General features: G+C 27.3%; 10 protein-coding genes and 1 pseudogene. 1 reads left to right on the top strand and 10 read right to left on the bottom strand.

Annotation, left to right across the window (positions count from 1 at the left end; translation table 11 throughout):
- Positions 1–124: 124 nt before the first annotated feature.
- The 9 genes from BUA77_RS01560 to BUA77_RS01520 all read right to left on the bottom strand — a co-directional run bounded on the left by BUA77_RS01560 (position 125) and on the right by BUA77_RS01520 (position 11,123).
- Entirely contained in the window at positions 125–2,296 is a 2,172-nt protein-coding gene (locus BUA77_RS01560) for a stage V sporulation protein D (protein ID WP_072886656.1), read from the bottom strand.
- A gap of 218 nt (positions 2,297–2,514) precedes the next feature.
- Positions 2,515–4,686 carry a stage V sporulation protein D gene (locus BUA77_RS01555; RefSeq protein ID WP_072886655.1) on the bottom strand — a complete coding sequence of 724 codons (2,172 nt, stop codon included), beginning with the start codon at positions 4,684–4,686 and terminating at the stop codon, positions 2,515–2,517.
- Between the two features lie 20 nt (positions 4,687–4,706).
- Positions 4,707–5,072, bottom strand: a complete 366-nt coding sequence (locus tag BUA77_RS01550; RefSeq protein ID WP_072886654.1) for a septum formation initiator family protein — start codon at positions 5,070–5,072, stop codon at positions 4,707–4,709.
- A 24-nt stretch (positions 5,073–5,096) separates the two neighbouring features.
- Positions 5,097–6,032 carry a 16S rRNA (cytosine(1402)-N(4))-methyltransferase RsmH gene (gene rsmH, locus BUA77_RS01545; protein ID WP_072886653.1) on the bottom strand — a complete coding sequence of 312 codons (936 nt, stop codon included), beginning with the start codon at positions 6,030–6,032 and terminating at the stop codon, positions 5,097–5,099.
- Between the two features lie 71 nt (positions 6,033–6,103).
- Positions 6,104–6,835 carry a prolipoprotein diacylglyceryl transferase gene (gene lgt / locus BUA77_RS01540; protein ID WP_072886652.1) on the bottom strand — a complete coding sequence of 244 codons (732 nt, stop codon included), beginning with the start codon at positions 6,833–6,835 and terminating at the stop codon, positions 6,104–6,106.
- Positions 6,836–6,943: 108 nt separating this feature from the next.
- Positions 6,944–8,227, bottom strand: a complete 1,284-nt coding sequence (gene yfmH, locus BUA77_RS01535) for an EF-P 5-aminopentanol modification-associated protein YfmH (RefSeq protein WP_072886651.1) — start codon at positions 8,225–8,227, stop codon at positions 6,944–6,946.
- Positions 8,228–8,239: 12 nt separating this feature from the next.
- On the bottom strand, positions 8,240–9,502 hold the full coding sequence (yfmF, locus tag BUA77_RS01530) for an EF-P 5-aminopentanol modification-associated protein YfmF (RefSeq protein WP_242939063.1): 1,263 nt from the start codon (positions 9,500–9,502) through the stop codon (positions 8,240–8,242).
- Position 9,503: 1 nt separating this feature from the next.
- A complete protein-coding gene (locus BUA77_RS01525) occupies positions 9,504–10,622 on the bottom strand; it encodes a hypothetical protein (protein ID WP_072886649.1) in 1,119 nt (372 codons plus the stop codon).
- Positions 10,623–10,700: 78 nt separating this feature from the next.
- Positions 10,701–11,123, bottom strand: a complete 423-nt coding sequence (locus BUA77_RS01520; RefSeq protein WP_072886648.1) for a YhcN/YlaJ family sporulation lipoprotein — start codon at positions 11,121–11,123, stop codon at positions 10,701–10,703.
- 212 nt (positions 11,124–11,335) lie between these two features.
- Between BUA77_RS01520 and ychF the strand changes: the two genes are divergently transcribed.
- The gene (ychF, locus tag BUA77_RS01515; RefSeq protein WP_072886647.1) at positions 11,336–12,430 is read left to right on the top strand and encodes a redox-regulated ATPase YchF; all 1,095 of its coding nucleotides are present in this window, start codon (positions 11,336–11,338) and stop codon (positions 12,428–12,430) included.
- 37 nt (positions 12,431–12,467) lie between these two features.
- On the opposite strand, the pseudogene BUA77_RS01510 reads toward ychF, so the two are convergent.
- Positions 12,468–12,857: pseudogene (locus tag BUA77_RS01510) on the bottom strand (pyruvate:ferredoxin (flavodoxin) oxidoreductase); the annotation flags it as partial.

Raw genomic sequence — 12,857 nt, 5'->3', positions numbered from 1 at the left:
ATCCCTCCATAACAAACTCAACAAATAAATTCATCATTCTTTCAACTGGGTCGTTATAAAAGGCAATGCATTTTTATATACATTGCCTTTTTAATTATATAATAATTTATCTTTTTTTGATAGTTTATTTGAATTCAACAGTAATTACAGAATTTATATTCACTTCTGAATTTGGTAGTGGATTTTGATTTACTGCTTTTCCATTTCCTATAGGCTTTAATTTTAATCCTAACTCCTTTAGTATATTTGCCACTTCTTTTACAGTTTTATCAGTTAAGTCAGGAAGAACAACTTTTGGTATTTTACTATTCTCATCTTTAGAATTTTCAACATAAAGTATTATATTAGACTCTATCGGCACTTTAGCCCCAGGATTTGGAAACATACTTATAACACGCTCTTCTCCACTAGCATATATATTAGGTTCAACTGTAAAATTAAACTTATTTTCTAACAATATTTTTCCAGCTTCTTCAAGTTTTAAATTTCTAACTTCTGGCACCACCACCTCTTCTTTAACAAGATTTTTTCTTTCTTCTTCTGTATAACTAGGTTTTATATCTAAGTATTTTAAAGTATCATATATAATTTCTTTTACTATAGGTCCTGCTGTCGTACTACCAAATTGACTTTCTCCATTTGGCTCATCAACTATTGCTAAAACAATAACCTTAGGATCATCTGCTGGAGCTATTCCTACAAAGGAAGTAATATAACGACCTTTAGCATACCTTCCATCTATAACTTTTTGTGCTGTTCCAGTTTTACCTCCAACATGATAACCTGGTATATACGCTTTTTTACCTGATCCTTGAGAAACCACAGATTCCATTATTTCTCTAAGTGTTTTAGATGTTTCCTGGGAAATTACCTTCCTTACCATTTGTGAATTAAATTTTTTTACTACATTACCTTTACTATCTATAAATTCCTTAACTAATCTAGGCTTCATAAGCTTTCCATCATTAGCTATAGCACTTATAGCAGTAATTAACTGAATAGGTGTAACAGAAATACTTTGCCCAAAAGACATTGTTGCAAGTTCAACTGGTCCTACATGCTTTTTATTGTAAATAAGACCATTTTCCTCTCCTGGAAAATCTATTCCTGTACGCTTTGTAAGACCAAAAGCATTTATATATTCGTAAAACTTATCTACACCCAGTCTTTGACCAACTTCAACGAATACAGGATTGCATGAATTTTGAACAGCTTGAGTAAATGTTTCTTGCCCATGAGGTCTATAATGCCTCCAACATTTTATTCTTCTACCTGCAACAATTATATATCCTTTATCATAAAATTCTTCTTCCGGTGTTACAACTCCTTCTTCAAGTCCTGCCGCTGAAGTAATTAGTTTAAAAGTTGAACCAGGCTCATATGTATCATTTACGATAGGATTTCTCCACATTTTAAACCAGCCTTTTATTTTATTCTTTTCATCATACTTTGATAATTCTTCTTCAAAACTAGAATATATTGGGGTTGTTGGATTATTAGGATCATAATCTGGCTTTGATACCATCGCTAATATATCTCCCGTTTTTGGATCCATTACTATTGCATGTACTCTTTTTGCTTTATTTATTTCTAAAGCTTTACTTACTGCTTTTTCAGCATAATGCTGAATAACTTCATCTATAGTAAGTACAACGCCTAAACCATCTTTTGGTTCATGATACTTTTCATCTCCATGTGGAATCTCTCTACCAGAAGCATCTGTACTTATTACAAGCCTTCCCGGCATTCCTTTTAAATATTTATCATATTTAAGTTCCAACCCCGAAACCCCTTCATTATAAGCAGAGACATGCCCTAATATATGAGCAGCAAAATTTCCATATGGATAATACCTTTTATTGTCCTCAGCAATCCATATCCCTTTAATCTTAAATTTCCTTATTTGTACTGCTTTATCATCGTCTACCCACCTTTTAATTCTAACTAATGCCATATTTTTACTTAGCTTTTTATAAGTTTCACTTTCATCTTCATCTAGTATTTTTGCAAGTACTTTAGCAGTCTCTCTTTTATCCTTTATTTCAGAAGGTTTTGCCCAAACTGTATTTTTAGTAATACTAACTGCAAGTTCCTTTCCTTTTCTATCATAAATAGTACCTCTTTTAGCTTCAACAGGTATATCTCTTGTTTGTTGAGATAAAGCTTTTTCTCTTAACCAATCTCCTTTCACCAACTGTAAATACCCCACTCTTACTATTAGTCCTAAAAATATAATACACACAGAAACCAAAACAAAAACCAATCTTTTTTTGGTTTTAATACTAAATTTAGACAAAAATTTTGCCCCCCTTACAATTAATCAACTTTAATATATATACTTTATTCATAAGTTCACTAATTTTTTTAACAAAATTGTCTTTGTCATTATAATTAATATTCATTTTTTTGTATGTATATTCCTTTTAACTACTTAGTTTACTATATTTTTAATCAAAAAAGACAATGTACATTACTATACATTGCCTTTTTACTCATATTATATTTTTTAATTGTTTATTTAAATTCAACAGTAACTATAGAGTTTATATCCACCTGAGAATTTGGTAGTGGATTTTGATTTACTGCTTTTCCATTTCCTATAGGTTTTAATTTGAGTCCTAATCCTTGAATTATATTTGCAACTTCTTTTATAGTTTTACCACTAAAGTCAGGAATACTAACTTTTGACATTTCATTATTCTCACCTTTAGAAGTTTCAATATAAAGTGTTATATTAGATTCTATCGGAACTTTAACTCCGGGTTTTGGAAACATGTCTATGATACGTTCATTTCCACTTATATGAACATTAGGTTCAACCATGTAATTAAGTTTATTTTCTAATAGTACTTTTCCTCCTTCTTGAATCTTTAAATTTCTAACTTCTGGTACTATAGTTTCTTCTTTCACAAGACCTTTTTTTTCTTCTTCTGTATATGTAGGTTTTACATCTAAATATCTTAAAGTATTATATATAATTTCTTTTACTATAGGCGCTGCTGTGATACCACCATAATAGCTTTCTACATTAGGTTCGTCTACTACTGCTAAAACAACAACCTTAGGATTATCTGCGGGTGCTATTCCAACAAAAGATGATATATAACGACCCTTTGCATATCTCCCATTTATAACCTTTTGCGCAGTTCCAGTTTTACCTCCAACATGATAACCTGGTATATATGCTTTATTTCCCCCTCCATCTACAACTTCAGCTTCCATTATTTTTCTTAATGTTTTAGATGTTTCTTCAGATATAACTCGCCTTATACCTTCTGGCTCAAATTTCTTTACTACATTGCCTTTAGAGTCTACAAGCTCTTTTACAACTCTTGGCTTCATAAGCTCTCCATCATTTGCTATAGCACTTATAGCAGTAATTAACTGAATAGGTGTAACAGAAATCCCTTGTCCAAAAGATATTGTTGCAAGCTCAACTGGTCCTACATTTTTTTTATTATAAACAATAGATTGTCCTTCTCCTGGTAAATCTATTCCTGTAGTTTGTGTAAATCCAAAAGCATTTATATAATCATAAAGTTTATCTACTCCTAATCTTTGTCCCACTTCAACAAACACAGGGTTGCATGAATTTTGAATAGCCTGAGCAAAAGTTTCCTTTCCATGGCTTCTTGGATAAATAGCATCTTTTATTCTTCTACCTGCAACATCAATATATCCTTTATCATAAAACTCTTCTTCTGGTGTTACAACCCCTTCTTCAAGTCCTGCTGAAGCAACAATTAATTTAAAAGTAGAACCTGGTTCATACACATCATTTACTATGGGATTTCTCCACATTTTAAACCAGCCTTTTATTTTTTCTTTTTCCTCATATTTTGAAAGTTCTTCTTCAAAAATATGATATATTGGAGTTCTAGGGTCATTAGGATTATAATCTGGTTTTGATACCATTGCCAAAATATCTCCTGTCTTTGGATCCATTACTATTGCATGTACTTTTTTTGCCTTGTTTATTTGTAAGGCTTCATCCACTGCTTTTTCAGCATAGTGCTGAATAACCTCATCTATAGTAAGTACAACTCCCAATCCATCTTTTGGTTCATTATATTTTTCATCTCCGTATGGAATTTTTCTACCTGAAGCATCTGTACTTATTATATTTCTTCCTGGAAGCCCCCTTAAATCCTTGTCATATTCAAGCTCAATTCCTGAACCACCTGAGTTATCAGCTGAAACATACCCTAATATATGTGCTGCAAAATTTCCATATGGATAATACCTTTTATTGTCTTTTGAAACCCAAATTCCTTTAACTTTAGATTTTTTTATTTTATCTACTTTATCATCATCTATCCATCTTTTAATTTTAACTAAACGCTTATTTTCATTTATTATTTTATATATTTCATTTTCATCCTCATCTAATATTTGTGCAAGTACCTTAGAAGTTTCTCTTTTATCTTTTATTTCAGAAGGTTTTGCCCAAACTGTGTGTTTTATAACACTTACTGCAAGTTCCTTTCCTTTTCTATCATAAATAGTACCTCTTTTAGGTTCAACTGATATATCTCTTGTTTGTTGCGATAATGCTTTTTCATTCAACCAATCTCCTTTTACTATTTGTAAATATCCTACTCTTATTATTAATCCTAAGAATAAGAAACATACGAAGAATAGAAGAACAACTAGTCTTGTTTTACTCTTAATATTAAACTTAGACAAAGACTTAGCCCCCCTTACAATCAATCTACTTTTATATAAACAGTTTGTTCATCTGTTGGATAAATCATATTAATCCTTTCTTTAGCTTCTTTTTCTATAAAACCACTTTTACTTAAATTATCCAGTTCTAAATATAACTGTTTTTTCTTATTTTTCTTATTTTCCAACTCTTTATTTAAAGATTGGACTTCATATTTCAAACTAGAAACAATAGAATATCTATACATAAAAATTATTATAATACAAAGTATAAATAAACCAAAAATACTCAAAATATTTAATTTTCTATTTTTTTTCTTTTTAAGATTATTTTTATGAGAATTAATACGATCTAATTTTTTCTTTCTATACTCTTCTAAACTGCTTACTTTAGTATTTTTTTTCATTCTCTTCCCCCTTGAACAAAAAAATTAAACTTTTTGAGCTACTCTAAGCTTTGCACTTCTAGATCTAGGATTCATTTCTATCTCTTCTTTACTTGGAATTATTGGTTTTCTAGTTATAACTTTTACAACTTGCTCCTTTTCACATCTACAAATAGGAAATTCCTTAGGACAAACACAACTTATGGCTAATTCTTTAAATACATTTTTAACTATTCTATCCTCTAAAGAATGGAAAGTAATAACACAGATTCTTCCATCAGTATTCATCATATTTGCAGCGTCAATTATAGTTTTATCAATTATATCAAGTTCATTATTTACTTCTATTCTTAATGCCTGGAATGTTCTTTTTGCTGGATGTGGTCCATCTATTCTAGCTTTTTTAGGTATAGCTTTTTTTATAATTTCTACTAATTCTCCCGTTGTTTTTATTTCTTTTTTATTTCTTTCTTCAACTATAAATTTTGCAATTCTTCTAGCCCATTTTTCTTCTCCATAAAGCCTTATAATTTTTTCTATTTCATCTTCACTATAATTATTTACTATATACTCAGCTGTAAAAGAATTTCTTATATCCATTCTCATATCAAGAGGTGCATCTTGCATATAAGAAAATCCTCTTTCTCTTTCATCTAGTTGATGAGAAGATACCCCTAAATCAAGTAATATTCCATCAATATTATTTATTCCTATATTTAAAAGTTCTTCTTTTAAATTCACAAAGTTTGTATGTATAAATCTTACCTTATCTAAGTAATCTTTAAGCCTTTCTTTTGCAACAGTTATTGCATTTATGTCTTGATCGAAAGCAATTAAAAGCCCACCATCTCCTAGCCTTTTTACTATTTCAGAAGAATGACCTGCTCCACCTAATGTTCCATCCACATATATTCCATTAGGTTTTATGTTTAAATTCTCTATACATTCATTCAAAAGCACAGATACATGATTAAATTCCATATTATTCCTCCTTCGTTACTTAATTTAACCCATAAATTTTTTAAACAAAAATCTATGGGTTAAATTATTTATTATAATTTATTTTTATTTTTCAAATTAATATGAACTATACTACCAAGTACTATAAATATTATACTAATAACTTGAGCCATTCTAAATGTCCCTAACATCAAACTATCAATTCTAAATCCTTCAACAAAAAACCTACCAATAGAATATATAATAGCATAACATATAAATACATGACCATCATATTTTTTATTTTTTCTAAGCCACATTAAAAATAAAAACAAACAAAAATCCCAAATAGATTCATATAAAAAAGTTGGATGAACATTTACTCCATTTACGTTAATTGCCCAAGGTAAATTCGTAGGTCTTCCATAAGCTTCTTGATTTATAAAGTTACCCCATCTTCCAATAGCTTGTCCTAAAGCTATACTTGGAGCAGTTAAATCTAATATTTTGCGAAAATTCATTTTTTTAATTTTACAATATAAATATCCAACAAGTACTGCTCCTATTATTCCACCATGTATTGCAAGACCTCCACCTCTTATATTTATAATCTTAAATAAATCACCTTTATAGTAATCCCAGTTAAATATTACATAGTAAGTTCTTGCTCCAATTATCGCACATGGAATCGCTATTAAAAATAAATCTAATAGTTTTTCCTCATTAATACTTACTCTCTTTGCCTCTTTAAGAGCTAGGAATATACCAATCATTATCCCTGTAGATATAAGTATTCCATACCATCTAATGTCTATTCCAAAAATAGTAAAAGCAATAGGATTCATAATTAATTACCTCCATATAATAAAAACTAGGTATAACCTAGCTTTTATTATATCATAATATTGATTTTATTAAAGTTAATTAAAGTCATAATAGGGCTTTTCAATTTATTATTTAGGATTAACGATAGATATAACGGAGTATTCTTCTTTAAAATGATTTTCAAACCTTTTAATTACTTCTTCAAATTGTATTTTCTTTAAAACCTCTAAATAATCAATTAAATTTATATTTCTAAATTTATATGATATAAAGTTATTAGCTATAAACTCTACTGAATCAAAATATTTTAAAAACATTCCTATTTTCTTTTTCTTAATTCTTTCAAAATCCTCTTTACTCAGTCCTTCTTTTTTATATTTTTCTATATACTTAAAAATAGTATCTTTTACTTTATAAGGTTCTTTAGATTCTCCACCAATAATAGTATACCCATGATCTATTTGTGAGACATGATTACATCCAAAGCTCTCATTTATTAGCCTATTTAAATACAACTCTTCATACAATGAACTTCCTTTTTTAAATATCATATCTAATATTATTTCTGTACTTATTTCTTTTTTCAAAAGTTCTTCTCCATCTTTATTTACATCTATATCTTTAAAACCTATATTGAACATAGGAATAGATACAGATAAATTTTCTATTATTTCTTTTTGATTTATATTATCAGGCTCATTTGGATAAAATCTCTTTATATCGCCTAAAACTTTAGTATCTGTTTTTATAGTTTTATTCACTACATCCATAACCTTTTCATATTCTAAATCTCCTACTACAAATAAAGCCATATTCGATGGATTGTAAAAGGTATTATAGCATTTATAAAGCTCATCTTTTGTAATTTTATATATACTTTCTACTGTGCCTGCTATATCTATTTTAGTATAATTATTTACATACATTGCTTTTAATGTATTAAAATATACTTTCCAATCTGCATTATCATCATACATTTTTATTTCTTGCTCTATTATACCTTTTTCTTTTTCCACATTTTCATCAGTAAAATAAGGAGTTTGAACATAATTTATTAAATGCTCTAATGCTTCATAAAAATTATCTGTTGCTGAAAAAAGGTATGCTGTCATTGTAAAATTAGTATAAGCATTTGCACTTGCTCCAAGCTCTGAGAAACGATCAAAAGCATTTCCTCCATCTGGTTGTTCAAACATTTTATGCTCTAAAAAATGAGCTATACCTTCATTAACTCTAACCTTTTCTTTTTCTCCAATAGGAATAAATTCAAGTTCATTCGAACCATATTTTGTAGCAAATACAGCATATTTTTTATTAAATCCTTTTTTAGGCATAAAAAACAAGTCTAATCCATTCTCTAATTTTTCATAATATATTTCTTCCTTTAATATATCATTAAATATTTTTTTCATAATATGCCTCCTTTAGTTTCTTAAAAAATAAATAGTATCTAACTTTATACTTTTCGAAACATCTACAATTTCATCCATTGTAACTTTTCTTATTTTTTTCATAATAGAATCTAAAGTTTCATTTGATCCACTTACTCCTTGACTATAATAAAAATCAGAAAGACTGTTTAAACTATCACTAACAGATCTTATAGAATTTATTATAGAATTTTTACTATTTTCAATTTCTTCTTGTGAAATTTCTCCTTTTTCCATTTTGCTAACTTCATTTTTAATTAAATCTAAGGCTTTATAATAATTTTGTATTTCTATTCCTGAGGATATGAACATTATTGATTTATATTTTTCAACCATAGAATATACATAATAGCATAAGCTTGCTTTTTCTCTTACGTTCATAAATAACTTTGAATGAGGGCCTCCTCCTAATATGTTAGAATAAACCATTAATGAATAATATTTTTCCTCTTTAAAATCTATATTTGTTCTAAATCCCAGAACTATTTTTCCTTGAGTTACATCCATTTTATCTAATATATTTTTTACAGTATTAGGATTATTATATATTTCTTCTCTAGGTATAGTTATAATATTTTTTTGTCTTTCAAATTTAAATATATTTTTTATATTTTTAATTACTTTTTCTTTATCAAGATTTCCTGCAACCACTATATCTATAGGTGATGTTTTCATTATATTTTTGTAATGTTGATAAAGATTTTTTTTATCTATTGAATTTAAGTCTTCTTCATAACCATTCTCATTTATGCTAAATTTTTCATTTTTGCACATTTCTTCTATACATCTTTCTAAAGCGTATTTACTTTTATCGTTTATTCTTGATCTTATCCTATCTTTTAGATTGTTTTTTTCTATTTCTACATATTCTTTATTAAAGCCATCTTCTTCTACTAGAGGATTGTTTATTATATCATTTAAAAATTTTAATCCTTCTTCAAATATATCTTCATCCAAATAAGAATCGTTAGTTACTAATAACTTAAAACTTAAAATTTGTCTCTCTCCTTTTTTTGTTACATCAGCAAAAATACTAGACCCATATAAATTATCTAACTTTCTAGATATTTCTCTTTGACTTTTATAATTTTGACTTCCATTTTTTAATACAATTGGAATTAAAGCATTTTTAGTAACTTCTTTTTTGTCTAGAGGTCTTTGAATATATACACTAACTAAATTAGTTTTAAATTTATTAGTATCTATAAAGGTCAAATTAATTCCATTACCTAAGTTTATTCTTTCTACATTATCCAATTTAATTACCTCCTTCATTTTCAGCTAACTTTATTTTTTTATATAATTCATCTATAAATACCTCATCTTCATTAAAGGGTCCTATGTAATGAAATCTAGTTTCATTTGGTATATCTAACTTTTCAAGTATATGCTCAGCTAAAGTTCTAATATATACAGTTTCAAACAAAGATGTTGGTATTACTAAACAAAGAGAATCTATACCATATTCTAGTAATTCATCCCCTGTTTTTATTATATCCTTTTTATGATTTTCTAAAAGAGGTAATTTTATTTTAATATCATATATTTTTTCATCTTTTAAATATTTTTTTATCTTTTCTCTAAAAATTATATCTTCCTCTAAATTATTTTTCTCCTCAAGTCCTACTAACAGTACTCCTATAGTTTTATCTTTATTGTCTATAGATTCTAATATTTTATTTTTATAGACTTTTGCTAAAACTTGAGAGTTCCAAAATAAATCTGTAAGCTTAATATTAATTTCATATTTTAATATTCCCATATTATTTATTCTCTTTCTTAATAAATCATAGTCTTTTCCTTCAGTAAAAAAAATAGGACATAATATTATATCTTTATAGCCCTTATTTACTAAATCTATTAGTATTTCTTCTATATATGGAGTAGTATATAAATTACTATTTACTACTATGTAATTTTTTCCAAGCCTTTCACTTAAACTGTTTCTTGTAATATATGATTTATTTTTAAATTGACTTGATCCTAAATCTTGATACATATTCTTATATTTATATAGTTTATAATTCATATTTAAGAATGAATAAAGTCTATTTCTTTGATATATTTCTCTTGCCCTTTGTTTTAAATTATATTTTTTATCTTCTCCATCATAAACTAATACAACTGCTGTTTTATTTTCTCTTTTATCAGTTGATTCTAGTTCTTTTAATTCTAATCTATCTTGAAAAAATACTATCACTAAAAAATTAAGTATAAAGTGAGCTAAAATAAAACCTATAAATAAATTTTTAAAGTCCTTATTCAAAAATAAGTTATACATCCCTATAACAAAAGCAATTATAAATATATTTTCTAAGAAATTATTAAATATAAACATACTAAAAAAACAAAGTCCTAAAATTATTTTTTTATACATTTTAATCCTCCATATAAATTTCTACTCGTTATAAAAATATGAAATTAAAAAAAATAAAGAACAGGAAAGTCCTGTTCTTTATATATTAGGTATAAAATTTCTTACTATATTTTCAATTTCCCAATCTAAATTAACTTTTTTTCCTCTATTTATATTTTTTGATATATTAATTATCTTTTTTGTAATATTTGAATTGGATGTTATAAATATATTTTCTACTTTTGAATCTGAATCTTTTACTATTTTTTTTATTTCATCCCTTAATCTCTTTTTAGTAGTTATTCCTAATAATTCCTTATCTTTTAAATCTAAAGCAACTAATGCTGTATTCTTACTAATTAATATATCCACTTTATTTATAGGATCTAAATTTGAAATACGAGAAGCTATTACATTAGATTTTTTAATAGATTTATTAGCAGTTGCTTTCATAGTACATGCACAAATAGAAATTATAATTAATAAGAAAACACCTAAAAATATAATATATTTTTTGTTCAAAATAATCCCTCCTTTAACTTAGTTTTTGTTTTTTATAGAAAAATAATTAAGTAATTTTATAATAATTAGGAAATTATAAACTCCTATATAATCTTACTTAAGTTTTTTCTAATATTGCATGTATTTATCATATAGGTTATAATTTTTCTGTATGTTTTAAATAGTTTTGAAAAAACTTATTATTATAAATAACAAATGAAAGGAAGATTTAAATGAAACTAGGTATAGTAGGTCTACCTAACGTTGGAAAAAGTACTTTATTTAATGCTATAACTCAAGCTGGTGCAGAATCAGCAAATTATCCATTCTGTACTATAGAACCTAACGTTGGTGTAGTTGCAGTTCCAGATGAAAGACTACATAAATTAAAAGAAATATATAATTCTGAAAAAATTGTTCCTACTGCTATAGAATTTTGTGATATAGCAGGACTTGTTAGAGGAGCAAGTAAAGGAGAAGGTCTTGGAAATAAATTCTTATCTCATATAAGAGAAGTAGAATCTATAATTCACGTTGTTCGTTGCTTTGAAGATCCAAATGTTGTTCACGTAGATGGATCTGTTGATCCTTTAAGAGACGTAGAAACAATAAATCTTGAACTTATATTTTCAGATATTGAAGTTTTAGAAAGAAGAATTCAAAAAACGCAAAAAGCAGCTAAGGCTGATAAATCTCTTCTTTCTGAACTAGATTTATTAAATAAAATAAAAGAAACTTTAGAGGATAATAAGTGTGTTAGAACAATGGAATTTACTGATGATGAAAAAGCTTTTGTAAAACAATTAAATCTTTTAACTTCTAAACCCGTAATTTATGCTACTAACGTTTCTGAAGATGATCTTGCAAATGATGGTGCTGATAATCCTATGGTTGAAAAAGTTAGAGAGTTTGCAAGTTCTGAAAACGCACAGGTAGTTGTTATATGTGCTCAAATAGAGGCCGAAATAGCTGAACTTGAAGAAGATGAAAAGAAAGAATTTTTATCAGATTTAGGACTAGTTGAATCTGGTCTTGATAAATTGATAAAAGCTTCTTATTCTTTACTTGGACTTATAAGTTTCTTAACTGCAGGTCCAAAAGAAATTAGAGCTTGGACTATAAAAAGAGGAACTAAAGCTCCTCAAGCTGGTGGAAAAATTCACTCTGATATTGAAAGAGGATTTATAAGAGCCGAAACTATAGCCTATGAAGATTTAGTTAACGTCGGAACAATGAATGCAGCTAAGGAAAAAGGACTAGTTAGACTTGAAGGAAAAGATTATGAAGTCAAAGATGGAGATGTAATATTATTTAGATTTAATGTATAAAAAAGAGAAGCAATTTTTGCTTCTCTTTTCTTATTTATTAAGCCTGTTCAGCCATTTTTTTGTAAGTTTCATATCTTTCTTTCGCATCTTCTTCAGCTTTAACAAATAACTCCTCTGCTATTTCTGGGAAAGCTTTCTGAAGTGATGTATATCTTACTTGTTTCATTATGAAATCTCTAAAGCTTTTTTTTGGCTCTTTAGAATCTAGAATAAATGGATTCTTTCCTTGCTCTTTTAATTCTGGGTTGTATCTATATAAATGCCAATATCCAGCTTCAACAGCTTCTTTTGTATTTGCTTGAGTGCGTCCCATACCTTCTTTTAAACCATGGTTGATACATGGAGCATAAGCTATTATTAAAGATGGTCCATCATATTTTTCAGCTTCAATTAAAGCTTTCATGAATTGGTTCTTATCAGCTCCCAT

The sequence above is a fragment of the Tepidibacter formicigenes DSM 15518 genome, assembly GCF_900142235.1.
GTDB lineage: Bacteria > Bacillota > Clostridia > Peptostreptococcales > Peptostreptococcaceae > Tepidibacter > Tepidibacter formicigenes.
This window is presented reverse-complemented; position numbering and strand designations above follow the sequence as displayed.